This is a genomic window from Streptomyces sp. NPDC047079, assembly GCF_040643755.1.
GTDB lineage: Bacteria > Actinomycetota > Actinomycetes > Streptomycetales > Streptomycetaceae > Streptomyces.
Genome location: NZ_JBEYUZ010000004.1, coordinates 95,726 through 121,443, shown reverse-complemented (window position 1 = coordinate 121,443; position 25,718 = coordinate 95,726). Strand labels below are relative to the sequence as shown.

Sequence of the window (25,718 nt, the reverse complement as noted above, 5' to 3'; positions counted from 1 at the left end):
CACAAAGACGAGGAGCGGCGCCGGTCCGGTCGTGACGACCGGACCGGCGCCGCTCCTTGTGTCCGGGGCGTGGTCAGAGGGCCACGCCGAGCAGCGCGTCCACGGCACGCGAGACCACGCCGGGCGCGCCCGGGTCCGTGCCCCCGGTCTCCTCCTGGAGGGCGGTCCAGCGGTCGACCGCGGCGAGCGCGGCCGGGGCGTCCAGGTCGTTCGCGAGGGCGTCGCGGATCTCCTCGACGAGGGCCTCGGCGGGCGGTCCGTCGGGCCGGGAGACGGCGGCGCGCCAGCGGTCGAGCCGTGCCACGGCATCCTGGAGCACCTGGTCGGTCCACTCCCAGTCGGCCCGGTAGTGGTGGGAGTGCAGCGCGAGCCGGATGGCCCCCGGATCGACGCCGTCCCGGCGGAGCCGGGATACGAAGACCAGGTTGCCCTTGGACTTGGACATCTTCTCGCCGTCCAGCGCCACCATGCCGGCGTGGACGTACGCCTTGGCCATCGGGAACTCGCCGGTCAGCACCTGGGCGTGCGAGGCACCCATCTCGTGGTGCGGGAAGGCGAGGTCGGAGCCGCCGCCCTGCACGTCGAAGCCCATGCCCAGGTGGTCCAGCGCGATGGCCACGCACTCGATGTGCCAGCCGGGGCGCCCCCGCCCGAGCGATCCGCCGTCCCAGCTGGGCTCGCCGTCACGGGCGGCCATCCACAGCATCGGGTCGAGCGGGTTCTTCTTGCCCTGACGGTCCGGGTCGCCGCCGCGCTCCGCGGACAGCAGGCGCATGGCGGCGGCGTCCAGCCGGGACACCTCGCCGAAGTGGGGGTCGGACTCGACGGAGAAGTAGATGTCCCCCTCGAGTTCGTAGGCGGCGCCGAGGTCGCGCAGCCGTTCGACGAGCGGCACGATCCCGGGTATCGCCTCGACCGCGCCTATGTAGTGCTGCGGGGGAAGCATCCGCAGCGCGGTCATGTCCTCGCGGAACAGTGCGGTCTCCCGCTCGGCGAGGGCGGCCCAGTCGACGCCGTCGCGCTCGGCGCGCTCCAGGAGGGGGTCGTCGACGTCGGTGACGTTCTGGACGTAGTGAACCTGCCGCTTGGTGTCCAGCCACACGCGCTGGACGAGGTCGAACGCGTTGTAGGTCGCCGCATGACCCATGTGGGTCGCGTCGTACGGGGTGATGCCGCAGACGTAGATACGGGCGACGGGACCGGGGTCGAGGGTGACGAGGCCGCCGGTCGCGGTGTCGTGGATCCTCAGGTCGCGGCCCTGACCAGGCAGGGCGGGGACCTCGGAAGCGGGCCAGGCATGCATGTCATGAGCGTAACCGGCCCGAAGTTCGCCATACGAACCGGACCGGGCCGGATGGCCGGGAAGGCCCTCTTGCGGGAAACCCGGCGATGTGCAGGCCCCGTGGCTCGCCCCCGTGGCCGGCGTACGCCGCCTCACCCCGGACGGCCGATGTGCGCCGCCTCGCGCCGGGCGGCCGGTGCCGCCTCACCCCGGACGGCCGATGTGCGCCGCCTCGCGCCGGGCGGCCGGTGCCGCCTCACCCCGGACGGCCGATGTGCGCCGCCTCGCGCCAGGCGGCCGGTGCCGCCTCGCCCGGGGCGGGCGCCGTACGCCACGCCTCAAGGTCCCGTGCACGTCAGTCGGCCCCCCCGGGGGTCGGCACACTCCGGTTCCCGTCACACCGGCGGCCAGGGAATCGCCGGCCACTCCCCGCTCGGCTCCGGATGCCTTCCCGAGACCAGCAGCGCCTCCACCCGCGCGCGCGTGGCCTCGATCTCCGCCGGGGTGATCAGCCCGGCCAGGCGTACGGCCAGTGCCGCGCCCTCCTCCAGGCCCTCCTTCAGCCCCTTGAGCGCCTCGACGGCCTCCCCTGTCAGCGGCTCCCCCGCCCACCCCCAGAGCAAAGTACGCAGCTTGTTCTCGGTGTTGAACGTGACCCCGTGGTCGATGCCGTACAGGCGCCCACCGGCCGCGGGCAGCAGATGGCCGCCCTTGCGGTCGGCGTTGTTGATGACCGCGTCCAGGACGGCCAGTCGCCGCAGCCGGTCGTCGTCGACATGCACCAGCAGCGCCGTCCTCCCCTCGCCGATGTCCGCCAGCCCGATCTCCTTCCAGCCGGGCTCCGGCTCCTGGGCATCCACCAGCGCGAGCAGCTCGCCGTCGGGCACGACCTCCACCCACAGCTGGCACATGCCCTCGCCGTAGGGCCCCTCACGCAGCACGGTGGGAGGCACGAGCCCCCAGCCGGTCGCCTCGGACACCTCGTAGGCGGCGACCTCGCGCCCGGCGAGCGTGCCGTCGGGGAAGTCCCACAAGGGTCGCTCCCCGGCTACGGGCTTGTAGATGCAGGCGGCCTCCCGGCCGTCGTAGGAGACCGTGCAGTACAGCGCCGCGTTGGAGGCGTCACGGATACGTCCGCGCACGGTCAGCTCGCCCTCGGCGAGCAGCTGGGCCGTGGTCACGCTCCGCGGCGGTATCCGTTCTGGCGCGGACATACATGTCCTTCCGGGTCGAGCGGGAGGCTGCACAGCGGGCACGGCGGCCGCCCGGCGTTGACGACGTCGAGGGCGCGTTTGGCGAAGGCCCGGGCCTGTGCGCCGCTGAGCCGGACCCGGAGCATCGGCGGACCGTTCTCCTCGTCCTGGAGCAGCCGCTCCTCGGCCTCGGCGAGGTCCTCCTCGGAATCGGCGTCCAGTTCCACGAGTGCCTGAGCCTCGACGATCATGCGCTGTTCCTCGCCGTCCCAGGCCAGGGCCATGGTGCCGACGCGGAACTCCTCCTCGATCGGGGTCTCCAGCGGATCCGTGTCGGCGATCTCCGCGGGGGCCACCGCGGGGACGGCGGCACTGCCGCCGCTGCGCCGCACGACCTCGTCGAGCAGCTCGTCCATGCGCTCGGCAAGCGCCGCCACCTGGGTCTTCTCCAGGGCCACGCTGGTCACCCGGGGGCCGGCAGTGGCCTGCAGGAAGAAAGTACGGCGCCCGGGCAGCCCGACCGTACCGGCCACGAAACGGTCCGGGGGGTCGTAGAGGAACACCTGACGGGACACGTCCTGTCTCCATTGGATCGGGACCGGGACCGGCTGATCGCGTCGGCCCGTTCCGGTTGCTGACAACTACTGCGCTGGTGCGACCGCTTCACCCTACTGCGGCCGACGATCACGGTGCGCCCGCACCACCCCCGACCGTGGCGTCCGCACCGGAGGGTTCCGCACGGGGTACGAGAGAGGCGAAATCCCCGGTGTCCCCGAGGCGAACGAGAAATGGCCGCAGCCGGGTGTAACGGATCGCGGTGATGGAACACGGTTCCACGGAGATCCGCTGGAAGAGGTCGAGATGAAGTCCGAGTGCGTCCGCGACAAGCGATTTGATGATGTCACCGTGCGAGCACATGAGGTATACGGCGTCGGCGCCGTGGTCGCGCTCCACGCGCGCGTTCCACTCCCGTACCGCTTCCGCGGCCCGGCTCTGCATGGCCCGCATCGACTCGCCCCCCGGAAAGGCCGCCGCCGACGGGTGCGCCTGGACCACCTCCATCAGCGACTCGTCCTTCAGCTCGGCGAGCTTGCGGCCGGACCAGTCGCCGTAATGGCACTCGCCGATGCGTTCGTCGGTCTGCGCGCGCAGCCCGGGACGGGCGTCGAGCAGCGGCTGGAGGGTCTCCTGACAGCGTTGCAGGGGACTTGTGACGACCTCGGCGATCGGCACCTCGGCGAGCCGGCCGGGCAGGGCCGCGGCCTGCGCGGCGCCGCGCTCGTCGAGGGCGACGCCGGGCGTCCAGCCGGCGAGAAGTCCCGCGGTGTTGGCGGTGGAGCGTCCGTGCCGGACGAGGATCAACGTGGGCATGCCGTCCAGCGTACGGGGACGCCTCCCGACCGGGGCCCGGGGAACGGCGGGTGCCCGTCACCCGGGCGCCCGGGGGGCCAGGACCGGGAATGCGGGTGGGATCGGCTGACGGGAGAGTGCGCTCCGTGATCGTCGACTGCGCCATATACCGTGACGGGCGCCGGACGGAGGGGCCCGAGGATCTCTCCGATGCGCTTCAGGAGGCTCGCGCCTCGGGGGACGCCTTCTTGTGGATCGGCCTGTACGAGCCGACGGAGAAGGAGTTCGACCTGGTGACCGAGGAGTTCGGGCTGCATCCGCTGGCCGTCGAGGACGCCCTGAAGGCGCACCAGCGACCCAAGCTGGAGGTGTACGAGGACTCGCTGTTCATGGTGTTCAAACCGGTGTCGTACGAGCCGCGCAGCGACACCGTCCACTCCGGCGAGCTGATGGTCTTCCTCGGCGACTCCTTCGTGGTCACCGTGCGCCACGGCAAGGACAGGCCACTGGGCTCCATCCGCCGGCACCTGGAGCAGCAACCGGAGATGCTGCGGCTCGGTCCGACGGGGGTGCTGTACTCCATCGCGGACTCGATCGTCGACCAGTACCTGGACGTGGCGACCGAACTGGGCACCGACCTGGAGGAGCTGGAGACGGAGGTCTTCTCGCCCTCGGCCGGAGGCTCGCGGCACACGGCGTCGCGGATCTACACCTTCAAACGGCAGGTCCTGGAGTTCCGGCGGGCGACGGTCCCGCTGGCGCCGCCGCTGGCCCGGCTGGCGGGGCAGATGGCGTCCGGGGCGACGGTGCCGTTCGTGCAGGAGAAGTCACGCCCATTCTTCCGGGACGTGCACGACCATCTGACCCGCGTGAACGAGTCCGTGGAGGCCCTGGACCGGCTGGTGTCCGACGTACTGTCGGCGCATCTGGCGCAGATGAGCGTCCGGCAGAACGACGACATGCGGAAGATCTCGGGGTGGGCGGCGATGGCCGCGGTGCCGACGATGATCGCGGGGATCTACGGCATGAACTTCGACCACATGCCGGAGCTGCACTGGGTGGCCTCGTACCCGGCGGTGATCCTGGCGATGGCGGCGCTGGAGGTTCTGCTGTACCGGCTGTTCAAGCGGCGGGGCTGGCTGTAGCGGCGCGGCCGGCGGCATGTGGCACAGGGCCGGCGGCGCGGGCTCAGGCGTACTCGGGAGCCGTGGTCGCGGGCCCGCCCAGGGCGTCGCGGCGTTCGGGCATCCTGAGCGACACCATGCGACGCCAGCCGCCCGCGCGTTCGTAGCCGTACATCGCGTGGATGCAGGCCGCGAGCAGCGCCGACTTGGCCTTCGGCCAGCGCAGGATCCGGGCCATGTGGGCCATCACGGCGAGGCTGACGTCCCGGTGGACCCGGATCTCGGTCAGTGCGCACTCGCGCAGCGCCCGCCGGATCGGGTGGGCGTGTCCGGCGTCCGCGAGACGCAGCAGCTCCTCGTGGCAGTAGGCGAGGTGGTTGTCCTCGTCGTTCGAGATCATCCGGATCGCGCGGCCCATGTCGGGGTGGTCGCCGAAGTGCTTGCACAGCAGCTCCATCTGCTCGGAGGCACGCTGCTCGGTGACCCTGCTGTGGGCGAGGTAGACGACGATGTCCTGCACGGTCAGCGGCCGGTCTCCCCTCAGCTTGTCGTGGGCGAGTCCGATGCCGTGCCTCTCCAGGAGCATCGTGTAGTCCGTCTCGGGAGGGACCCGGACGGGTTCGAGTCCGCGCTTCTTCAGCAGCGCGCGGAAGATGCGCCCGTGTTTGTCCTCGTCGGCGCCGTGCCTGCTGATCCTGGGCGCGAGCCGGCGCTCTCCGGCCGGCACGAGTGCGGCGATGCGCCCGTTCTCCCAGCCGCCCTGCGACTCACCGCTGGCCGCGATGGAGCAGAAGAGCCGGAACGACTCGTCGTTGTCGAAGATCTCCTGGAACAGGCTCTTGACCGAAACCATCACGGGCGCCTCTCTGCAGGGGTCTGCAAAGAACGAGTCAAGTGGGATGCCAGGGGTGCGGCAACACGGGTGCCGGAGAACTGCGCCGAACGAAGGACACGCGGGCACGGGTGGGCGCGTAACCCGGGGCCCGCCGAAGCGTTGTTCCCCGTGACGGCCGTGGCGGGGAAGACCCCCGAGCCCCCACCACGGCCGCGGGGACTTTCCGGCGGGTTACGCGAGCCCGGCCCGCTCCAGGGCGTCGGCTCCCGCCCGGAGCGAGGTGATCCGCTCTTCCAGCGTGAAGCCCGCGGGAGCCAGCGAGAGCGTGGTGACACCGGCCGCGGCGTAGGCCTTCATCCGGTCGGCGATGCGGTCCACGGAACCGAGCAGGGTGGTCCGGTCGATCAGCTCGTGCGGGACGGCGGCCGCGGCACCCTGCTTGTCGCCGGACAGGTACTTGTCCTGGATCTCGGCGGCCGCCTGCTCATAGCCCATGCGCCGGGCGAGCTGATTGTAGAAGTTCTGCTTGGGGCTGCCCATGCCGCCGACATACAGAGCGGTGTAGGGGCGGAAGGTGTCGGCGAGCGCGGCCACGTCCTTGTCGTCGCCGACCGCGAGGGGGAGGGTGGGGCACACGTCGAAGCCCTCGAGGGTCTTGCCGGCCTTCGCGCGCCCGGCACGCAGGTGCTTGATCGCGGTGTCCTCGAGGTGGTCGGCCGAGGGGAAGATGAGCAGGGCCCCATCGGCGATCTCGCCCGTCTGCTCCAGGTTCTTGGGGCCGATCGCGGCGATGTAGAGCGGGATGTGCTCGCGCTGCGGGTGCACGGTCAGCTTGATCGGCTTGCCGGGGCCGCCGGGCAGCGGAAGGGTCCAGTGCTCGCCCTCGTACGACAGCCGCTCCCGCGTCATCGCCTTGCGTACGATCTCCACGTACTCCCGGGTGCGGGACAGCGGCTTGTCGAACTTGACGCCGTACCACCCCTCGGAGACCTGCGGCCCGGACACGCCGAGGCCGAGGCGGAAGCGGCCGCCGGAGAGCGAGTCGAGGGTGGCGGCCGTCATCGCGGTCATCGCGGGCTGACGGGCCGGGATCTGGAAGATCGCGGAGCCGACGTCGATGCGCTCGGTCTGGGCGGCGACCCAGGAGAGCACGGTGGCCGCGTCGGAGCCGTAGGCCTCCGCGGCCCAGCACACCGCGTAGCCGAGCCGGTCGGCCTCCTGGGCCACGGCGAGGTTGTCCGCGTCCATTCCGGCGCCCCAGTAGCCGAGGTTGATCCCGAGCTGCATGGCCGATTCCCCTTACCGATCAGTAACGTCCCTTGTGCGCAGACCTTAGCGCGGGGCGCGCCCGGAGGGGAGAGCGGTGCCCGGGCGGTGGCGCGGGTGCCCAAAGAGCGGAGGGCGAGGGGCGACGCTGCCGGCTGCGGGGCGCCGGTCGTCGCCGCCGGTGCCGGGGGAACGGAAATCGCCGTGGCCACCGGGGAAATCGGTTGTCCACAGGCAACCCACGCGGCCAGTTCCGGCCAGTAGTGTCGGCGTTCATGGAGCAGAGGCATCTCGGCCGTACCGGCCTTCGTGTGTCCCGCATCGGACTCGGCACCCTGACGTGGGGGCGTGACACGGACGAGCACGACGCCGCGGAGCAGTTGAAGGTGTTCTGGGAGGCGGGCGGGACCCTCGTGGACACGGCCGACGTCTACGGGGGCGGGGAGGCCGAGTATCTGCTCGGGCAGCTGATGGACGGGCTCGTGCCACGGCGGGACCTCGTCATCTCGACGAAAGCGGGGAGCGTGCCCGACCCCGACCGCCGTTTCGACGGCTCGCGCGGCCATCTGCTCGCCGCGCTGGACGCCTCGCTCGCCCGCCTCGGCACGGACCATGTCGATGTGTGGCACCTCCATGCCTTCGACCCGTACACCCCGCTGGAGGAGACCCTTCAGGCGCTCGACCTGGCGGTCAGCAGTGGCCGGGCGCGGTATGCGGGGGTGTCCAACTTCTGCGGCTGGCAACTCGCGAAGGCGGCGACGTGGCAGCTGGCGGCCCCGGGTGTCCGGACCCGGATCGCCAGCGCCCAGATGGAGTACTCGCTGCTCCAGCGGGGCGTTGAGCGCGAAGTCCTGCCGGCCGCCCTGGATCTGGGGGTGGGGCTGCTGCCGTCCTCTCCCCTGGGCCGGGGGGTGCTCACCGGCAAGTACCGGCATGCGACGCCGCCGGACTCGCGGGGGGCGTCGGAGCACATGGCCCCGTTCGTCGCGCCCTACCTCGACGACACGGCGAGCAGCATCGTGGACGCGGTGCAGACGGCCGCCGACGGGCTCGCCGCGTCACCGCTCCAGGTGGCGCTGGCCTGGGTCCGTGACCGGCCGGGGGTGGTGGCGCCGATCGTCGGCGCGCGCAACGCACAGCAGCTCACGGCGGCGTTGTCAGTGGAGGCGCTTAGTCTTCCTGACGAGATCTGCCGGGCGCTGGACGATGTGTCGGCCCCGGTGCACCGCTATCCCGATCACGACTGGAGCACGCTGTGAGCACGGACCCGGAAACCACGGAGACGGCCTCCCACCCGGGGGAACCGGCCGACGAGGCCGGGACCGGGACGGGCGCAGCCAGGGCCGCGGGCGGCCCGGTGGACGAGGAGCCCGCGACCGAAGAGAACGCCGGGAGCGGCGGGGACAGCGGGGACGGCGCAGCCCAGGCGGCCGGCGAGGGCGCCACGGCAGAAGGCGGTGTCGGTGGCGGCGGTACGGCCGGCGCGGGCGACCGTGACCGTGGTACCGCCCACGCGGGCGACGGCGACGGAGCGTCGCCTCAGAGGTCGGAGGCCGAGGCGGAGTTGGCCGCTCAGCAGGTCGAGCGGGAGCGGATCGAGCGGCGGAAGGCGGAGAGGAAGGGGCCGGTCGAGGCGGGCGGGAAGCTCAGCGGGAAGGCCGCCGACCTGCTGGCGGCCGTGCGGGCCGTGGAGAGCGGCGCGAAGCCGGTGACGAGCGCCTTCAGCGAGCCGGCGCCCGCCCCGCGCAGGCCCACCCCCGAGCCGGTGCGGCGCGCTCAGCCGGTGGCACCCCCGGCGGCCGCGGCAGGGCCCGCCGCGGAGACCGTCGCGGCCGTGCGCGCCGTGCTGACCGAGGGCGGTGCGCCCGAAGCCCTGGCGCTCCAGGCCGCCACGGCCCTCGGTGAGGGCGTGGACGCGCGTCTGCGTGCGGACCCCTGGCTGCTGTTGCGCGTTCCCGGGGTGCGGCCCGAGCAGGCGGACGGGTTCGCCAGGGCCCTGCTCGGCGCCGAGTGCCGGCCGGACGACGAGCGACGGGCGCGTGCGATGACGGTCTGGCTGCTGGAGCAGGCGGCCCTGGCCGGGCACACGGCCCTGGAACTCCCGGCCCTTCAGGCCGCGCTCGCGCAGCGCTCGGTGCCGGATCCGGAGACGGCCGTGCGGAGGACGATCGCCGAGGGTGAGGCCCTCGTCTTCCAGGACGCCCTGGAAACACCCGCCCGGGGCGACGACGAGGACGGCGAGGAACAGCCGGTGCGCGCCCTGGTCGGCGTGGAGAGGTACGCGCTCGCGGAGGAGAGCCTCGCCGACGGACTGGCCCGGCTGGCCGACTCCGCGCCGAAGGAGGGCGGCTCGGCAGAGGACTGGGAGCGGGCGGCCGACTCGGCGCACGGCTCGGCGGCGGAGCTGATCCGCGCGGTCGCGCGTCACGGCCTGGTGCTCCACACCGGCGGGGAGGCATCCCGCATCGAACCGGCCACGCTGCTGCGCGAGGCACGCCGGCTCGGTGCGCGCGCCTGGGCCGCCACGCACGGCCCGGCCGGACGGGAGCTGTTGGCCGCGCTGCTCGCACGGCTCGGTCCGACGGACGCTCCCGAGGAGCCGGAGCAGGCGGCGCTCACCACGGTCGCGGGTCTGCTGTCCGGCGCCGAAGGCCCCGGGCGGGACGCGGACGGTGCCCTGGACCTGGACCTGCTCATCGTCCTGGACGCGCCCCAGCTGGACGTCGAGACGGCGGCGCTGCTCATCGAGTCGCTGCCGGACGGAGCACGCCTGGTGCTCAGCGGTGACCCGGGCGTGCTGTGGTCGGCGGGTCCTGGACGGGTGTTCGCGGATCTGCTCGCCGCCCGTGTGTGCCCGCAGATCGCCTCGCGGACCCCCGATCCGGGGCCGCTCGGCGAGTTGGTCTCCGCGGTCGGCGTCGGTGAGCTCCCTCAGGTCGACGCGCCCGGCAAGGAGGTGGTGATCGTGCCGGTCCGGGACGCCGGGGAGGCGGTGCACCGGACCGTGCAGCTGGTCGCGGACTCGGTGCCGCGGGCGATCGGCGTTCCGCCCGAGGAGACTCAGGTGATCACGCCGGGGCACGGTGGCGCGGCCGGCACCCGTGCGCTGAACGCGGCGCTCAAGGAGCGGCTGAACCCCGGTCCGGGCCGCTTCGGCGGCTTCGACCCGGGGGACAGGATCGTCTACTGCCCCGTCCCCGGCCGTGCGCTCCCGGGCCGCGTGGTGACGGCGGACGCGGAGGGCCTGCACCTGGAGTGCGCGGGCGCCGCCCTGGTAGTGCCCAGGGAGCGGGTGGAGCAGTCCGTGCGGCACGGTTGGGCGCTGACCGCGCACCAGGCGGTGGGACAGCGTTGGCCCGCGGTGGTCGTGGTGCTGCCCGGCGACGCCGCTCAGGCCCTCACCCGGCCCTGGGTGTACACGGCCTTCGGCCGGGCGGTCCGCCATCTGTCCGTGGTACACGGGGTGGAGCAGGCACTACCGCGCGCCGTGGCCGAGGTCCCCGCCAAGCCGCGGACCACCCGCCTGCCCGCACTGTTGAGGCCTCAGGTGCCGACGGCCGAGGGGTGAGTGCCGGGGTGGCGGCGCCACGGGGCCTCGGGCCGCCCGGCACCGCCACTCACCGTCGGCCGTGGCGTGTCCGAGGCACGCACCGGGAACGCGACGGCCGTCCCGGCACCCACGCCGGGACGGGGCAGCCGGCCTGGGCCCGCGCCGGGACGGGGACCCGGGCCGGGGCAGACAGCCGAAGCCCGCGCCCGCACCGAGGACAGACAGCCTGGGCGGCGCACCCGGACAGCCCAGCCGGGCGGACGCGCAGACTGGATGCCGTACTGCCCCGCGAAGCGGACGCGCGCACCGGATGCGGTACTGCCCCGCGAGGCGGACGCGCCCGGCCGGGGGCGGTCCGGCCGGGCGCGCGCTTACGTGCGACGGCCTAGCGTTCGGCGTCCAGTGGCTCCAGGTCCTCGTCGTCGTCCAGTCGGCCGTGCAGTTCCGGATCGAGTCCGAGCTCGTCCTCCAGATCGTCCTCGTCCGACTCGTCGTCGAAGACCGCGCTGACGTCGAAGCGGCAGACGACCCGCTGGGGATCGACCTGCTCGAAAGGCGCCTCCAGCCATTCCCCAGGCTCCGCCGGTTCGTCGGTGGCCGTCACCCACAGGGTTGAGTCGCCCTCTTCCAGGCCGAACTCCTTGTGCCGGGAGGCGATCTCGTCCGGCTCGAATTCCCCGAAGAGCACGCCGAGCGCGCCGTGGACGGTGCCGGACGACGACTCCAACGGTCCGTCCTCGTCCGCGTCCTCCACGCGCTGCGCCTGCGCCAGCAGCCGCTGCGGCTCCGCCACCGCGTAGTCCCGGCGGATCAGCACGCTCAGCGCGTTGGGTTCCTCGGGGCCCGCATACGGCGGAAGTGCGTCTTCCGCACCGGGGATCTCAAAAGGAGTGACCTCGTCGTAGCGGTCGTAGAGCAGTTCGTCGTACTCCTCGGCCGCCGCGGCCAGCTCGTTGAACGCCTCGTAGACGGCCGGGTCGTCCTCACCCGTCCTGCGCTCGACCGCGGCCAGGTGGCGGTCGAGCGCGGTCTTGACCGCCTCGGCGGCGGCACGTACCTCGGCAGCGGTGGGCTGCGCAGCATCAGACATAGTGCAGACGCTATCCGTACCTGGCCCCAGCCCGCACAATAGATGCGATGCCGGAATACGAATTTGTCGACGTGTACGTACCGCGCGGGGTCTCCCGTAAGGACGCCACACGCCTGCTGACGGACCATGCCGAGTACGGACACTGGGAGCTGGACCGCCTGAGCCTGCTGCGGGACGGCAGCCGCAAGGTGCGGTTGCGCCGGCGGATCATCCGCCAGGTGCGCGCTACGTGGTGAGGTGAAGGGGGCCGAATCGGATCGGGCCCCGGAGACGCGGGGCCCGATCCGATTCAGGGGCGCCCGGGGGGAGAATGCGGCGTTTCGATGCACCGTGTCCCGCTTCAATGGCCGCGGGGCGCACGGTCGCTCCCTGTACACACTCGGCGACAGTCGGCGTCCTCCCCCCTGCACCCGGCTCCTTACGCCCTCGAGCGCGCCCTGCGGTAGAGCAGCGCACCGCCGAGCAGGGCACCCGCGCTCGCCGGTGCCAGCAGGCCGAGCGGCAGGTCACTGCCGGTGTGGGCGAGCTGCGCGTTCCCCGCGGGCCGGGTGAGGGACGAACCGCCGGGGTGGCCGACCTGCTGGGAGCCACCGCCGCCCGGCTGCTGGGGCGTGCCGGGGTGGCTGGGGTTCCCGGGGTGACCGGGGTGACCGGGGTGACCGGGGTGACCCGGCGTGCCGGGCGTGCTGCCGCCGGGAGGCGTCGTACCGCCGCCGGGAGGCTGGTGGCCGCCGCCGGGAGGCTGGTGGCCACCGCCGGGCGGAGTCGTCGGGTGGTCGTCGCCGGTGTTGGCGCAGTGGTTGCCCAGGGCGCCGTTGCCGACCCCGACCACGTTCACGCTGTTGCCGCAGACGTTCACCGGAACATCCACCGGCACCTGGACGGTGTTGCCGGAGCCGACGCCGGGCGAACCACCGGTGTGACCGCCCGCGTGGGAGCCGCCGCCGGAGTGCGCGCCGCCGATGTTGGCGCACGCGTTGCCTACCGCCGGGTTGAGCAGCCCGATCACGTTCACGGTGTTTCCGCAGACGTTCACCGGGATGTGCACGGGCACCTGCACGGTGTTGCCGGACAGCACGCCGGGCGAGCCGGCGGCCGATCCGTTCGCACCGGAGTCGGCGTGCGCATAGCCGCCGGTGACGGCGAGGACGCCGGTCGCCGCCGCCACGGTCATCAGGCCCTTGCGGGTGACCTGTCGCATTGCTGATTTCCCTGCCTTCGACCTTGTCGTGAACCTTCAAAAGCGCGACCGCGCGGACAAGCGGGGACGCGGAGTAACCGGTCGGCCCCGGAGCGCATGGCACGCACTCCGGGGCCGACGGGCTCAGCCCCTCGCGGGGTGAGGCCCCTCACGGGGTGAGGCGCAACGTCACTTGTTGATGCAGGTGTTGCCGAAGGCGGGGTTCAGCAGCCCGATCACCGAGATCGTGTTGCCGCAGACGTTCACCGGGACGTGCACCGGGACCTGGATGACGTTGCCGGACACAACGCCCGGGGAGTGCACGGCGGCACCCTGGGCGCCCGAGTCGGCGGCAGCCAGACCCGCGCTCGCGAGAACCAGACCACCGGTGGCGGCCGCAGCAGCGACGACCTTCTTGATCATTCTTCCTCCTTGTTGGCAAAAGCGATCCAAGCCTCGGACCGCACCCCATGTAACGAGGAGGGAGTAATGGAGCTACGAGCTTATGGTCGCATTCACTCGTCCCGGTCGGCGCTCGTACATGCTGGCGATTAGTGCAGTCTCGTTTCAGCACGCAAACCGGGACGGAACCAAGGGAGTTGGGCGGGGGGTCAGGAGGCGTCGATGAACCGGTCCAGGACCCGCACACCGAACTTCAGGGCATCCACCGGGACCCTCTCGTCGACGCCGTGGAACATGCCCGCGAAGTCCAGCTCCGGCGGCAGCTTCAGGGGGGCGAACCCGAAGCCGCGGATGCCCAGTTCGTCGAAGGACTTGGCGTCCGTCCCCCCGGAGAGCATGTACGGGACCGCCTTCGCCCCCGGGTCCTCGGCTTGCAGCGCGGACTGCATCGCCTCCACGAGCGCCCCGTCGAAGGTCGTCTCGACGGCCTTGTCGGAGTGCACGTCCTGCCGCCGCACGTTGGGCCCGAGGATCCGGTCGAGGTCGGCGAGGAACTCCTCCTCGAAACCGGGCAGGAACCGCCCGTCGACGTGGGCCGTGGCCTCACCCGGGATGACGTTCACCTTGTAACCGGCGTTGAGCTGCGTGGGATTGGCCGTGTTGCTCAGGGTCGCGCCGATGAGCTTGGCGATGCCCCCGAGCCTGGCGAGGGTGGACTGCATGTCCTCCGGGTCGAGTTCGGTGCCGAGCGCGTCACCGAGTTCGTCGAGGAAGGCCCGTGTGGTCTTGGTGACCCGTACCGGGAACGTGTGCCGCCCGAGCCGCGCGACGGCCTCCGAGAGCTCGGTGATCGCGTTGTCCCGGTGGATCATCGACCCGTGCCCCGCCGTGCCGGCCACAGTCAGCTTCATCCAGTGCATGCCCTTCTCGGCCGTCTGGATCAGATACAACCGCCGCCGCTCGTTCACGGTGAACGAGAAACCGCCCACCTCGCTGATCGCCTCGGTGACGCCCTCGAAGAGACCGGGGTGGTTGTCGACGAGGTACCGGGCGCCGTACGTGCCGCCGGCCTCCTCGTCCGCGAGGAAGGCGAGGACGATGTCGCGCGGCGGCCTGCGCCCGCTGCGCAAGCGGTCCCGGACGACGGCCAGCGTCATCGCGTCCATGTCCTTCATGTCGACCGCGCCGCGCCCCCACACGCAGCCGTCGGCGATCTCCCCGGAGAACGGATGGTGCGTCCAGTCCTGCGCGTTCGCCGGTACCACGTCGGTGTGGCCGTGGATCAGCAGCGCGGGCCGCGAGGGGTCCTCACCCTCGATACGGGCCACCGTGGAGGCACGGCCCTTGTGGGACTCGAAGATCTGCGGTTCGAGCCCCACCTCGGCCAGCTTCTCGGCGACGTACTCGGCGGCCCTGCGCTCACCGGGGCCGGAGTGGTCGCCATAGTTGCTGGTGTCGATCTGGATCAGCTCACGGCAGAGGTCCACAACCTCGTCCTCGCCGGTGACGCTCCTGGCCGTGCCCGTCTCGGTCACGCTGTTTCCTCCCGCTGTCACACTGCTGCTGGTTTCCCTCATCCTCCCTCCGACCCCCGCCGCTCCCCAAGGCGCTGCCCGGCCCGTCACGCACCGTTCACGCCGGGACGGGCCGTGATCGAACGCCCCCGAAAGCCTGGTAATGTTTCCTTCGTCGCCGCGGGGGCAACCCCGCACGACAGACACCTTGTCCGGGTGGCGGAATGGCAGACGCGCTAGCTTGAGGTGCTAGTGCCCTTTATCGGGCGTGGGGGTTCAAGTCCCCCCTCGGACACATGCAGCGGACGGTGCCGATGGGCACCGTCCGCTTCTACGTGCCTAGACTCTGAGATGTGACCCGGCCCAACGACGAGGTCGAGGCGCTCCTCCAGGAGTACGCGGACCTCATCGCGATCACGGGAGGCGACGCGTTCAAGGTGCGCGCCTACGAGAAGGCCGCGCGTTCCATCGGCGGGCACCCCGACGACATCTCCCGGCTGGACGCCGACCGGCTGCGCGACATACCGAACGTGGGCCGGTCGATCGCCGAGAAGGTGCTCGAATACCTGCGCACCGGCACCGTCTCCGCGGTCGAGGAGCGCCGGGCGCGGATCCCCGCAGGGGTACGGGAGCTCATCACCATCCCCACCCTCGGCCCGAAGAAGGCGCTGCGGCTCTACGAGGACCTGCACATCGCGTCGGTGAACGAACTGGCCGCCGCGATCGAGGCGGACGCCCTGCGCGATCTGAAGGGCTTCGGCGCGAAGACCCAGGAGAACATCCTGCACGGCATCGCCCTGCTCCAGCAGGCGGGCTCCCGCATCCCCCTGCACCTGGCCGCCGACACCGCCGAGGAGATCGTCGCCGAACTGTCCGGCGTGACCGGCTGCAAGCGCTGCACCTACGCAGGGTCCCTGCGCCGCATGAGGGAGACCGTCGGGGACATCGACATCCTGGTCGCGGCGAAGCGGTCCGCCCCCTTCATGGACGCCCTGCGCGCGCTGCCGTCCACCGCCGAGGTGATCGCCCACGGCGCGAAGAAGACATCGATCCGCACCACCAGGGGCGTCCAGGTCGACCTGCGGGTCCTGCCGCCGGACTCGTGGGGGGCCGGGCTTCAGTACTTCACCGGGTCGAAGGCGCACAACATCCGCACCCGCACCCTCGCCGTCCGGCAGGGGCTGAAACTGTCCGAATACGGCCTGTTCGACGCGGACAGCGGCCAGTCGCTCGCCTCCCGTTCGGAGGAGGAGGTCTACGCCCGGCTCGGCCTGCCGTGGATCCCCCCGACGCTGCGTGAGGACCGCGGGGAGATCGAGGCGGCGCAGCGCGGCGAGCTGCCCGAGGTGGTGACCGAGCGGAGCGTCCGCGGCGATCTGCACACCCACACCGACCTCACCGACGGCCTCGCGTCACTGGAGGCGATGGTGGAGGCCGCCGCCGCGCGCGGCTACGCGTACTACGCGGTCACCGACCACGCGCCCAACCTGTACATGCAGCGCATGACGGACGAGAAGATGCTCGCCCAGCGGGAGCGGGTGCGGGCGCTGGACGGGGCCCACCACGGGATGCGGCTGCTGCACGGCACCGAATTGAACATCGGTCCCGAGGGGGAGGTGGACTGGTCCGACGAGTTCCTCGCGGGCTTCGACCTCTGCGTGGCATCCCTGCACTCCCACTTCGACCTGGACCGCAAGGCGATGACCAGGCGGCTCGTGCGGGCGTGCGAGAACCCGTATGTGAATGTGCTCGGCCATCCGACGACCCGTCTGATCGGAAAGCGGCCGGGGGTCGACGCCGACTGGGACGAGATCTTCGCGGTGTGCGCGCGCACCGGCACCGCGCTGGAGGTCAACGCCCAGCCCGACCGGCTCGATCTGTGCGACGAGGAGATCCTGCGGGCCCGGGAACACGGCGCGAAGTTCGCCGTGAACACCGACGCCCACTCCGTCCCGCACCTCGCCCAGCTGCGCTACGGCATCGGCACCGCTCAGCGGGGCTGGCTCACCCCGGACGACGTCATCAACACCTGGCCGCTGCGCCGGCTGCGCCGGTTCCTGGCCAAGGGCAGGGGCGCGTGAGGAGTGTCGCGTTTGCCGTACGGCGGTCCGGAGACCCGTCAGGGGACCGGGTACCCGAGGGACGCAGTACGTAAGGCGGTGCGGAAGTGACGGAGAACGGCATGGGGGACGAGGTCTACCAGCCGCAGGGCGACGAGGACGTGATCGAGGACATCCGCCCGGAGGAGTCCGAGGACACCCTGGACGACCGTGGCACCGATCCGATGGAGGAGGGGTACTCACCGCCGGAGAGGCCGCTCGCGGTGGACGAGCCGGGTACCACGGCGGCCGAGCAGCACGAGGGCGAGTCGCTGGACCAGCGGCTGGCGCGGGAGGTGCCCGAGGGCAGGGGGCCGGAGGGCGACGGGATCGGGGACCTGCCGGGCGGCGAGGGCGAACCGATCGACGACGAGGTCGGCGGGCCCGATGCGGGACGGCTGGTCGCCCCGGACGAGGGCGCCCGCCCCGACACGGAGAGCGTGCTCGTCGGGGACGACGCCGGGATCGACGGGGGCGCCCGGGGGGCCGAGGAGGCGGCGGTCCATGTGATCCCCGAGGACGACGAGGAGGCGGCCCGCTAGGGGTCGTCGCCTCCGGGCGGGTGGGAAGTCCACCCGCTCTCCCGGGGCGGACACCGGACCACCCCGCCCGGAAGTCCCCCGCTCCCCCGAGGCGGACACCGGGCCGCCGCGAGCGGAGGATCGGATCCCTCGCCTGCGGGCGGGAACTCCTCACTTCCGGGCGGGCGGAGAGCGGAATCTGAGGCTCCCGTCGGGGTCGAGGGCGATGCGGGTGCCGAGAGGGCGGCTGCATGCGTCGAGGGTGGCCCGCAGCCATGCGGTGTCCTCGGACGAGGCATGCTCAAGCCGCATCCTGCGCGTCTGAAGGGGCACCATCCGGACACCGGCCAGCGTGCCGGTGTCCGGCTCGAGGGAGACCAGGTACAGCAGCCGCAGGTCGTCCCGGTACCGCTCGTAGCCGCCGATGCCCTCGTAGTCGTCGACCAGGTCGCCGCAGCCGTAGAGGACGAGCCTGTCCCGGTACGCCTCCAGGGGGCGGGGGTGGTGCGAGGAGTGCCCGTGCACGATGTCCACGCCCGCGTCGACGAGCGCGTGCGCGAAGCGGACCTGGGCGCGCGAGATGTCGTAGCCCCAGTTGGTGCCCCAGTGGACGGAGGCGACGGCGAGGTCTCCCGGGCGTTTGACCTGACGCAGCCGGTCGGCGAACGCGGCCGCTGAGGCCATCGAGGGCCCCGGGAGGAGGTCGACACCGGAGCGCTCCTCGGTGGCGGCCCAGTGCTCGGGGATCCCGCTGGAGGGCATGCCGAAGGAGAAGACCAGGACCCGGCCGCCGCCGCGCAGGGGCACGACCGCCGGACGGCGGGCCGACGCAGCGTCGGGGCCCGCCCCGGCCGCGCGCAGCCCCGCGCCCGCGAGGGCGGCGAGGGTCTCGGCGAGGCCGCGGCGGCCGAAGTCGAGCACGTGGTTGTTGGCGAGGGCGCAGACGTCGGGGCGGGCCGCCGCCAGACAGGGAAGGTTGGCCGGGGTCATCCGGTAGTGGACGCCCTTGCCGGGTGCGAAGTCGTCGTGGCGGGTGACGGAGGTCTCCAGATTGATCACCCGGACGTCGGGCGCGGCGGCCTCCAGGACCGGCAGGGCCTCGCCCCAGGGCCTGCGGAAGCCGGCCTGCCGGGGAACCGGCCCGTTCACCGCCTCGGCAAGGCCGACGTAGTCCCGGGCGTCGCGGACGTATCCCTCCCGCAGCTCCGGGTCGCCGGGGTGCGGAAGGATCTGATCGACGCCCCGGCCGAGCATGACGTCACCGCAGAGGAACAGCGTGACCAGGCCCTCGTGCACCCTCCCACGCTAAGGCGGTCGTAGGCGCGGTGCGAGGGGCTGCGCACGGCGATACGAGAGCGGGGGCACCGGTCAGACGTGAGCGGGGGCCATGTGGTCGGTGAACCAGTCTCGGGCCAGGTCGGTCACCACCTCCAGGGTGCCGGGCTCCTCGAACAGGTGAGTGGCGCCGGGGACGACGGCGAGGTGGTTCTCGCAGCGCAAGCGGGCCTGTGCCTGCCGGTTGAGGTCGATCACGACCGGGTCGGCGCCGCCGACGATGAGCAGCGTGGGCGCGGTCACCGCGGCCAGCCGGGGCCCGGCGAGGTCGGGGCGGCCGCCGCGGGAGACCACCGCCGCGATCCGGGCGTCCGGCTCCGCGGCGGACCACAGGGCGGCGGCGGCTCCGGTGCTGGCGCCGAAGTAGCCGATGGCGAGGCCCTCGTGTCCGGGCTGTGCGCGCAGCCAGTCGGTGGCGTCGGTGAGCCGTCCGGCCAGCAGGCCGGTGTCGAACACATTGGCCCGGTCCTGCTCCTCCTCCTCGGTGAGCAGGTCGAACAGCAGGGTGCCGAGTCCGGCCCGGTTCAGGCCCGCGGCCACGAACTGGTTGCGCGGGCTGTGCCGGCTGCTGCCGCTGCCGTGTGCGAACACCACGGTCCCGGGCGCTTCCTGCGGCACGGTCAGCTGCCCTGTGAGGCGGACGGCGCCGACGGTGATCTCCACCTCCGTCCCGGGGGGCCCGTCGTCGGAGGGGGTCCCCCAGGGGCGGCCCGCGGCGCGCCTCAGGCAGTCGGCGACCTCCTCGTCGTCGGTCTGGGCGAAGTCGGCGTAGAACTGGCCGATCGCGAAGAAGTCCCGCGGCGTCGCCACGGACACCAGTTCGTCGGCCTCCCCACCGAGTCGCTCGGTCCAGTCGCGCGGGGCGACGGGGACCGCCAACACGATCCGCGCGGCACCGCGGGCCCGGGCGATCCGGCAGGCCACCCGTGCGGTGGACCCGGTGGCCACACCGTCGTCGACCACGACCACGGTCCGGCCCTCCAGGGTGACGGGCTCGCGCTCACCGCGGTAGCGCCGGGCCCGGTGTTCGAGGACCTCACGTTCGTGCTCCTCGACCGCGGCGATGTCCTCCGGGGTGACGCGGGCCTCGCGCACCACCGCGTCGTTGATCACGCGTACGCCGTCCTCGCCGATCGCTCCCATCCCCAGCTCGGGCTGGAACGGCACACCGAGTTTGCGCACCAGGCAGACGTCGAGCGGCGCGCCGATCGCCTGTGCGACCTCGAACGCCACCGGAACCCCTCCCCTGGGCAGGCCGAGCACGACCGCGTCCCGGTCCCTGAGGTGCTCGAGGCGTGCGCCCAGTTGCCGGCCCGCTTCCTGGCGGTCCATGAAGATCACGGCTCGGCCTCCTCACTCCCGGGGAAGCCACAGCGGGGCGGGCGGGGCCTCCTCCGGGGCTCCGACCTCTTCGATGTCGCCCGCGGCGGCACGCAGCAGCTTCTGGCCCAGGGCGATCAGCGCGCGCCCGGCGGCGAGTTCGTCGCCGATCTCGGGCACCGCCGGGTCGTAGGGGTTGCGGTGTGCCGCGGCGCAGCTCTCCAGCAGGTTGTCACCGGTATCGAGGACGGCCCGGGCCGTGGTGGCGGGGTCGTGTTCGGAGAGGTAGAGGCGCAGGCTCCACTCCTTGGCGGTGGGAGGCCGGCTGCGGGCGGCTCGGGTCATCGTCATCTTCCGTCCCTCCTCACGCCGGTGCAGCGCGAGCCGCACGGGCACGCACGGCCTTCTTCCACTGTGACTCCGTCGGGGCGGGTGCGCACGCAAGGGATGCCGAAACCCCGCCCCGCCTCCCTGGCCTTCCGGCCGCCCCGTGAGGCCCGGGCCCGACCCGGCACAATGGCGGTCATGACCACGCGTTCCTGCCCGTGCGGGCTGCCCGAGGCGTACGAGAAGTGCTGCGGCCGTTTCCACTCGGGTGCCGCGGCCGCTCCGACCGCCGAGGCGCTGATGCGGTCGCGGTACAGCGCGTTCGTCCGGGGGGACACGGGCTATCTGATGCGCACCTGGCATCCGCGCACCCGGCCCGGGCGGCTCGATCTGGATCCCGGGATGCGCTGGACGGGGCTGGAGGTCCTGGAGACGACGGGTGGATCCGCGTTCCATTCCACGGGAACGGTGACCTTCCGCGCCTCCTACCGGGGCGGCACCCTCCACGAACGCAGCAGGTTCGAACGGGTGGAGGGGGCATGGGTGTACGTGGACGGGGACTTCGTCGACTGACGGGGACGGCCGCCGCCAGGTGTGCTGTCCGGACAGCACCCCTCAGGGCGCGAGAATGTCCAGCTCCTGAAGCGCGCCGACCGTGATCTCGCGGGTCAGTTGCTCCGCGCGGGCCGCGTCACGCTCCCGTACCGCCTCCGCGACCTGGACGTGCAGGGTGACCGCGGCCGGATCGGGGTCCTCGAACATCACGTCGTGGTGGGTGCGGCCCGAGAGGACCTCCGCGACGACATCCGCCAGGCGGGCGAACATCTCGTTGCCGGACGCGTCCAGGATCGTCCGGTGGAAGGCCATGTCGTGGACCAGGTAGCCCTCCAGCTGGTGACCGCGTGAGTTGGCGACCATGCCCAGTGCGCACTCGGTGAGCCGGGCGCACTGCTCGGACGTGGCGTTGCGTGCTGCCAGGCCCGCGGCCACCGGTTCGACCGCCGAGCGCAGCACGGTCAGCGAGCGCAGCTGGTGCGGACGGTCGGCGCCGGCCAGGCGCCATCGGATGACCTGGGGATCGTAGACGTTCCACTCGGCCTTGGGGCGGACGGTCACCCCCACCCGGCGGCGGGACTCTACCAGGTGCATCGACTCCAGGACCCGGACCGCCTCACGCATCACGGACCTGGAGACCTCGAAGTGGTGGGCGAGTTCGTCGGTACGCAGGACGCTGCCCGGCGGATACTCGCCCGCAGTGATCGCGGGGCCGAGGGTGTCGAGTACACGGCCGTGCAGCCCCCGGCCCGGAGTGGTCATGCACTCAGCGTACGAGGTGGATCACAGGAAGAAAAAGTCAGACTTATTTGTCACAGACTCTTGAATTAGTCGTACCTAATCGGTTTCAGTGACGTCGACATCAGATGTCGACGAAGACAGCGAGGAAGCGATGAGTACCCCCCACGTCGTCGTGGTCATGGGCGTCGCAGGCACCGGCAAGACCACCATCGGTCCGCTGCTTGCGGCTCGGCTCGGCGTTCCGTACGCCGAGGGCGACGACTTCCACCCCCCGGCCAACATCGCGAAGATGTCGGCGGGCGTCCCGCTCACGGACGAGGACCGGTGGCCCTGGCTGGACGCCATCGGCGCCTGGGCCCAGGGACGGGCGGGACTCGGCGGGGTGGTGAGCAGCTCGGCGCTCAAGCGGGCGTACCGCGACCGGCTGCGGGCCTCGGCTCCCGGCATCGTCTTCGTGCACCTCACGGGCGACCGCCCGCTCATCGAGGACCGGATGGCGCACCGGCAGGGGCACTTCATGCCCACCGCGCTGCTGGACTCCCAGTTCGCCACGCTCCAGCCGCTGGAGCCGGACGAGACGGGAGTCGCGGTGGACGTCTCGGGCAGCCCCGAGGAGATCACCGCCCGCGCCGCGAACGCCCTGCGGGACCTCGAGCGGTCCTCCGCCCAGCCCTCCCAGTAACACCCGGCCGCCGCGCCGCCGCCTCCCCCGAGGGGCGCCGTGCGAAGGCCTTCCCCAACCGAAACCGAGAGTTCCTCTCCTCACCCAAGGGACCCCCGTGACCAGACTCAGCGTCGAGATGCTGGCAGCGGACACCGTCGAGCCGATCACGTCGGCGGGCCACGCTCAACTGGGCATCGCGGTGGCGGCAGGTATCGCCGTCATCGTGCTGCTCATCACCAAGTTCAAGCTCCACGCCTTCCTGGCCCTGACCATCGGCTCGCTCGCGCTCGGCGCGTTCGCCGGGGCACCGCTCGACAAGGCCATCACCAGTTTCACCACCGGGCTCGGATCGACCGTCGCCGGTGTGGGCGTTCTGATCGCGCTGGGCGCGATCCTCGGCAAGCTGCTCGCCGACTCCGGCGGCGCGGACCAGATCGTCGACACGATCCTCGCCCGGGCGAAGGGCCGCGCGATGCCGTGGGCGATGGTGCTGATCGCCTCGGTGATCGGTCTGCCACTGTTCTTCGAGGTCGGCATCGTGCTGCTGATCCCCGTCGTGCTGATGGTCGCCAAACGGGGCAACTACTCGCTGATGCGGATCGGCATTCCGGCGCTCGCGGGCCTGTCCGTGATGCACGGTCTGATCCCGCCCCACCCCGGGCCGCTGGTCGCGATCGACGCCGTCAAGGCCAACCTCGGCGTGACGCTGGCACTCGGTGTGCTGGTCGCCGTCCCGACGGTGATCATCGCCGGTCCGCTGTTCTCGAAGGTCGCGGCCCGCTGGGTCGACGCCCCGGTCCCGGAGCGCATGCTCCCGCCGCGGGCCTCCGAGGAGCTCGAGGCGCGCCCCGGCTTCGGCGCCACGCTGGCCACCGTGCTGCTCCCGGTCGTCCTGATGCTGTCCAAGGCGCTGGTCGACATCGTCGTGGACGACCCGGCGAAGATGGTCCAGCGCGTCTTCGACGTGATCGGCTCCCCGCTGATCGCGCTGCTCGCCGCCGTGATCGTCGGCATGTTCACGCTGGGCCGCCCGGCCGGGTTCACCAAGGAACGCATCACGGGGACCGTCGAGAAGGGGCTTGCGCCCATCGCGGGCATCCTGCTCATCGTGGGTGCCGGCGGCGGCTTCAAGCAGACGCTGATCGACTCCGGCGTGGGCCAGATGGTCCTGGACATATCCAAGGACTGGTCGATCCCCGCCCTGCTGCTGGCCTGGCTGATCGCGGTGGCGATCCGGCTCGCGACGGGTTCCGCGACCGTGGCGACCGTCTCGGCGGCCGGTCTGGTCGCGCCGCTGGCGGCCGACATGTCGACCACCCACGCCGCCCTGCTGGTCCTGGCCATCGGCGCCGGCTCGCTGTTCTTCAGCCATGTCAACGACGCCGGCTTCTGGCTGGTGAAGGAGTACTTCGGGCTGAGCGTCGGACAGACCGTCAAGACCTGGTCCGTCATGGAGACCATCATCTCGGTGGTCGCCGGAGCCCTGGTCCTCCTGCTGTCCCTCGTGATCTAGGAGTACGGCGATGACGGCTCACCCGCTCTTCGACATCGGCGGCCGCCGGGCCCTGGTGACCGGCTCCAGCCGCGGCATCGGGTTCGCCCTCGCCCGCGGTCTGCTGGAGGCCGGCTGCACGGTGGTCCTCAACGGACGCGACGGCGAACGGCTCACGAAGGCCGCGGCGCAACTGCCCGGTGACGTGCACACGGCCGCCTTCGACGTGACCGACGGCCCCTCGGTCGCCGCCGGAATCGCGGACGTCGAGGAGCGGGTGGGGCCGCTCGACATTCTGGTCAACAACGCGGGCATGCAACTGCGCGCCCCGCTCCTGGAGTTCTCCGACGCCGACTGGCACCGGATTCTGGACACCAACCTCACCAGTGCGTTCCTGGTCGGCCGTGAGGCGGCCCGGCGGATGACCGAGCGCGGTCACGGGAAGATCATCAACATCTGCTCCCTCCAGAGCGAGGTGGTCCGCCCCGGTATCGCGCCGTACGCGGCCACCAAGGGCGCGCTGAAGATGCTCACCAAGGGCATGTGCGCGGACTGGGGTCCGCACGGGGTACAGGTCAACGGGCTCGGACCCGGCTACATCGAGACCGAGCTGACCCGCCCGCTCGTCGAGGACGAGGAGTTCAGCGCCTGGGTGCGGCGACGCACCCCGGCGGGCCGCTGGGGACGCACCGAGGATCTGGTGGGCGGGGTGCTGTTCCTCGCCTCCCCCGCGGCGGACTTCGTCGGCGGACAGGTGCTGTACGTCGACGGCGGTATGACGAGCGTGCTGTGAGAGAGGCTTCCTCGATGCTGGGCTGTGTGATCCACGGCCGGGGAGACCTGCGCGTCGACGAACTGCCCGTCCCGGAGCCCGGGCCCGGCGAGGCGCTGGTCGCCGTCCGCTACGGCGGGGTGTGCGGCTCGGACCTGCACTACTGGCGACACGGCGGGGTCGGCGACTTCCGGCTCCGGGAGCCGATGGTGCTCGGGCACGAGGTGGTCGGCACGGTCGTGTCCTACGGTGAGGGCGCTTCAGGTCCCGCCGCGGGTACCGCGGTCGCCGTGCACCCGGCCACCCCGTGCGGGGTGTGCCCGGAGTGCACGGACGGGCGGCCCAATGTGTGCCGGGACACCCGCTATCTCGGCAGTGCGGCCCGCCACCCGCACGTTCAGGGTGCCTTCGCGGCCCGTGTGGCCGTCCCCGCCGGACAACTGCGACCGCTCCCGGCCGGCCTCGCGCCGCGCCGCGCGGCGCTGGCCGAACCGCTGGCGGTGGCGATGCACGCGGTGCGGCGGGCCGGCGCGGTGGCCGGACGGCGGGTGCTCGTGACCGGGGCCGGACCGATCGGCTGTCTGGTGGTGGCGGCCGCCAAGGCGGCGGGCGCGGCCTCGGTGACGGTCACCGACCTGCTGCCCCGGGCCCTGGAGTTCGCCGCCGCGGCGGGCGCCGACACGCTCGTACGGGCGGACGACCCGGACGACGCCGGGTGGCCCGCGGACGTCGACGTGGCCGTCGAGGCGTCCGGCGTAGCCGCCGGACTGGACACCTGTCTGCGGCTGGTGCGGCGGGGCGGGGTCGTGGTCCAACTCGGCATGCTGCCGCCGGGGCGGAGCCCCTTCGCGGGGAACCTGGTGGTCAGCCGGGAGATCGAACTGCGCGGGGCGTTCCGCTTCGGCGCCGAGTTCGACGACGCGCTCCGCCTGCTCGCTGCGGAGCCGGCGTTCGACGCGCTGGTCACAGCGGTGGTGCCGGTCCGGGAGGCCGAGTCGGCGTTCGCCCTGGCCGGGGACCGGAGCCGGTCCTGCAAGGTGCTGCTGGACTTCGGGGCCTGAGGTGCCGCTGGGCTTCGGAGCCTGACCGGGAGGGCCCGCTGCGGC

Annotated in this window: 25 protein-coding genes and 1 tRNA gene; 12 read left to right on the top strand and 14 right to left on the bottom strand. The window is 72.3% G+C overall.

All coding sequences use genetic code 11. The features are described 5' to 3' along the window. Positions 1-73: 73 nt before the first annotated feature. The 4 genes from mshC to ABZ823_RS07575 form a co-directional block, all read right to left on the bottom strand. Positions 74-1,303 carry a cysteine--1-D-myo-inosityl 2-amino-2-deoxy-alpha-D-glucopyranoside ligase gene (mshC, locus tag ABZ823_RS07590; protein WP_361655080.1) on the bottom strand — a complete coding sequence of 410 codons (1,230 nt, stop codon included), beginning with the start codon at positions 1,301-1,303 and terminating at the stop codon, positions 74-76. 374 nt (positions 1,304-1,677) lie between these two features. After that, positions 1,678-2,496 (bottom strand): SCO1664 family protein, encoded by an 819-nt coding sequence (locus ABZ823_RS07585; RefSeq protein WP_361655077.1) that lies wholly within the window; start codon positions 2,494-2,496, stop codon positions 1,678-1,680. Beyond that, on the bottom strand, positions 2,460-3,050 hold the full coding sequence (locus ABZ823_RS07580) for a DUF3090 domain-containing protein (RefSeq protein WP_361655074.1): 591 nt from the start codon (positions 3,048-3,050) through the stop codon (positions 2,460-2,462). The genes ABZ823_RS07585 and ABZ823_RS07580 overlap by 37 nt, the downstream gene beginning before the upstream one ends. A gap of 109 nt (positions 3,051-3,159) precedes the next feature. Next, positions 3,160-3,846: a histidine phosphatase family protein gene (locus tag ABZ823_RS07575; RefSeq protein ID WP_361655071.1), complete on the bottom strand. Its 687-nt coding sequence runs from the start codon at positions 3,844-3,846 to the stop codon at positions 3,160-3,162. 125 nt (positions 3,847-3,971) lie between these two features. Here ABZ823_RS07575 and corA point away from each other — a divergent pair, with 125 nt between their 5' ends. Then, positions 3,972-4,970: a magnesium/cobalt transporter CorA gene (corA, locus tag ABZ823_RS07570; protein ID WP_361655068.1), complete on the top strand. Its 999-nt coding sequence runs from the start codon at positions 3,972-3,974 to the stop codon at positions 4,968-4,970. Between the two features lie 43 nt (positions 4,971-5,013). Here corA and ABZ823_RS07565 read toward each other — a convergent pair whose 3' ends face one another. Both ABZ823_RS07565 and ABZ823_RS07560 read right to left on the bottom strand, forming a co-directional pair. Continuing rightward, on the bottom strand, positions 5,014-5,802 hold the full coding sequence (locus tag ABZ823_RS07565) for a ferritin-like domain-containing protein (protein ID WP_361655065.1): 789 nt from the start codon (positions 5,800-5,802) through the stop codon (positions 5,014-5,016). 213 nt (positions 5,803-6,015) lie between these two features. Next, positions 6,016-7,071: an LLM class F420-dependent oxidoreductase gene (locus ABZ823_RS07560; RefSeq protein WP_361655062.1), complete on the bottom strand. Its 1,056-nt coding sequence runs from the start codon at positions 7,069-7,071 to the stop codon at positions 6,016-6,018. A gap of 254 nt (positions 7,072-7,325) precedes the next feature. Here ABZ823_RS07560 and ABZ823_RS07555 point away from each other — a divergent pair, with 254 nt between their 5' ends. Continuing rightward, positions 7,326-8,309: an aldo/keto reductase gene (locus tag ABZ823_RS07555; RefSeq protein WP_361655060.1), complete on the top strand. Its 984-nt coding sequence runs from the start codon at positions 7,326-7,328 to the stop codon at positions 8,307-8,309. Next, positions 8,306-10,618: a helix-hairpin-helix domain-containing protein gene (locus tag ABZ823_RS07550; RefSeq protein WP_361655058.1), complete on the top strand. Its 2,313-nt coding sequence runs from the start codon at positions 8,306-8,308 to the stop codon at positions 10,616-10,618. Before ABZ823_RS07555 ends, ABZ823_RS07550 begins: the two co-directional genes overlap by 4 nt. Before the next feature lie 367 nt (positions 10,619-10,985). Here the strand turns inward: ABZ823_RS07550 and ABZ823_RS07545 are convergent, their stop codons facing one another. Beyond that, positions 10,986-11,690 carry a hypothetical protein gene (locus tag ABZ823_RS07545; RefSeq protein WP_361655055.1) on the bottom strand — a complete coding sequence of 235 codons (705 nt, stop codon included), beginning with the start codon at positions 11,688-11,690 and terminating at the stop codon, positions 10,986-10,988. Between the two features lie 47 nt (positions 11,691-11,737). Between ABZ823_RS07545 and ABZ823_RS07540 the strand changes: the two genes are divergently transcribed. After that, positions 11,738-11,926, top strand: a complete 189-nt coding sequence (locus ABZ823_RS07540; protein WP_030053310.1) for a DUF5703 family protein — start codon at positions 11,738-11,740, stop codon at positions 11,924-11,926. A gap of 182 nt (positions 11,927-12,108) precedes the next feature. On the opposite strand, the gene ABZ823_RS07535 is transcribed toward ABZ823_RS07540, so the two are convergent. The 3 genes from ABZ823_RS07535 to ABZ823_RS07525 all read right to left on the bottom strand — a co-directional run bounded on the left by ABZ823_RS07535 (position 12,109) and on the right by ABZ823_RS07525 (position 14,807). Further along, positions 12,109-12,891: a chaplin gene (locus ABZ823_RS07535; protein WP_361655051.1), complete on the bottom strand. Its 783-nt coding sequence runs from the start codon at positions 12,889-12,891 to the stop codon at positions 12,109-12,111. Between the two features lie 168 nt (positions 12,892-13,059). Further along, positions 13,060-13,293, bottom strand: coding sequence for a chaplin ChpH (gene chpH / locus ABZ823_RS07530; protein WP_361655048.1), 234 nt, complete (start codon positions 13,291-13,293; stop codon positions 13,060-13,062). 188 nt (positions 13,294-13,481) lie between these two features. Then, complete coding sequence (locus ABZ823_RS07525) at positions 13,482-14,807, bottom strand: M20/M25/M40 family metallo-hydrolase (protein WP_361655045.1); 1,326 nt, start codon at positions 14,805-14,807, stop codon at positions 13,482-13,484. Between the two features lie 189 nt (positions 14,808-14,996). On the opposite strand from ABZ823_RS07525, the gene ABZ823_RS07520 reads away from it, so the two are divergent. The 3 genes from ABZ823_RS07520 (at position 14,997) to ABZ823_RS07510 (ending at position 17,427) form a co-directional block, all read left to right on the top strand. Then, a tRNA-Leu gene (locus tag ABZ823_RS07520) sits at positions 14,997-15,081 on the top strand. Positions 15,082-15,139: 58 nt separating this feature from the next. Beyond that, a complete protein-coding gene (polX, locus tag ABZ823_RS07515; RefSeq protein WP_361655042.1) occupies positions 15,140-16,867 on the top strand; it encodes a DNA polymerase/3'-5' exonuclease PolX in 1,728 nt (575 codons plus the stop codon). Between the two features lie 86 nt (positions 16,868-16,953). Continuing rightward, complete coding sequence (locus ABZ823_RS07510; RefSeq protein WP_361655039.1) at positions 16,954-17,427, top strand: DUF5709 domain-containing protein; 474 nt, start codon at positions 16,954-16,956, stop codon at positions 17,425-17,427. Between the two features lie 150 nt (positions 17,428-17,577). Here the strand turns inward: ABZ823_RS07510 and ABZ823_RS07505 are convergent, their stop codons facing one another. The 3 genes from ABZ823_RS07505 to ABZ823_RS07495 all read right to left on the bottom strand — a co-directional run bounded on the left by ABZ823_RS07505 (position 17,578) and on the right by ABZ823_RS07495 (position 20,406). Continuing rightward, the gene (locus ABZ823_RS07505; protein WP_361655036.1) at positions 17,578-18,702 is read right to left on the bottom strand and encodes a CapA family protein; all 1,125 of its coding nucleotides are present in this window, start codon (positions 18,700-18,702) and stop codon (positions 17,578-17,580) included. A gap of 72 nt (positions 18,703-18,774) precedes the next feature. Continuing rightward, positions 18,775-20,082 carry a phosphoribosyltransferase family protein gene (locus tag ABZ823_RS07500; RefSeq protein WP_361655033.1) on the bottom strand — a complete coding sequence of 436 codons (1,308 nt, stop codon included), beginning with the start codon at positions 20,080-20,082 and terminating at the stop codon, positions 18,775-18,777. 12 nt (positions 20,083-20,094) lie between these two features. Continuing rightward, entirely contained in the window at positions 20,095-20,406 is a 312-nt protein-coding gene (locus ABZ823_RS07495; RefSeq protein WP_361655873.1) for a dsRBD fold-containing protein, read from the bottom strand. Positions 20,407-20,586: 180 nt separating this feature from the next. Here ABZ823_RS07495 and ABZ823_RS07490 point away from each other — a divergent pair, with 180 nt between their 5' ends. After that, the gene (locus ABZ823_RS07490; protein ID WP_361655030.1) at positions 20,587-20,961 is read left to right on the top strand and encodes a YchJ family metal-binding protein; all 375 of its coding nucleotides are present in this window, start codon (positions 20,587-20,589) and stop codon (positions 20,959-20,961) included. A gap of 42 nt (positions 20,962-21,003) precedes the next feature. On the opposite strand, the gene ABZ823_RS07485 is transcribed toward ABZ823_RS07490, so the two are convergent. Then, positions 21,004-21,705, bottom strand: a complete 702-nt coding sequence (locus ABZ823_RS07485; RefSeq protein WP_361655027.1) for a FadR/GntR family transcriptional regulator — start codon at positions 21,703-21,705, stop codon at positions 21,004-21,006. A 130-nt stretch (positions 21,706-21,835) separates the two neighbouring features. On the opposite strand from ABZ823_RS07485, the gene ABZ823_RS07480 reads away from it, so the two are divergent. The 4 genes from ABZ823_RS07480 to ABZ823_RS07465 all read left to right on the top strand — a co-directional run bounded on the left by ABZ823_RS07480 (position 21,836) and on the right by ABZ823_RS07465 (position 25,673). Continuing rightward, on the top strand, positions 21,836-22,366 hold the full coding sequence (locus tag ABZ823_RS07480) for a gluconokinase (RefSeq protein ID WP_361655025.1): 531 nt from the start codon (positions 21,836-21,838) through the stop codon (positions 22,364-22,366). Between the two features lie 97 nt (positions 22,367-22,463). After that, the gene (locus tag ABZ823_RS07475; RefSeq protein ID WP_361655023.1) at positions 22,464-23,861 is read left to right on the top strand and encodes a gluconate:H+ symporter; all 1,398 of its coding nucleotides are present in this window, start codon (positions 22,464-22,466) and stop codon (positions 23,859-23,861) included. 10 nt (positions 23,862-23,871) lie between these two features. Then, the gene (locus ABZ823_RS07470; RefSeq protein ID WP_361655021.1) at positions 23,872-24,633 is read left to right on the top strand and encodes an SDR family oxidoreductase; all 762 of its coding nucleotides are present in this window, start codon (positions 23,872-23,874) and stop codon (positions 24,631-24,633) included. 14 nt (positions 24,634-24,647) lie between these two features. Further along, on the top strand, positions 24,648-25,673 hold the full coding sequence (locus ABZ823_RS07465) for an L-idonate 5-dehydrogenase (RefSeq protein WP_361655870.1): 1,026 nt from the start codon (positions 24,648-24,650) through the stop codon (positions 25,671-25,673). The last annotated feature ends 45 nt before the right edge of the window (positions 25,674-25,718 follow it).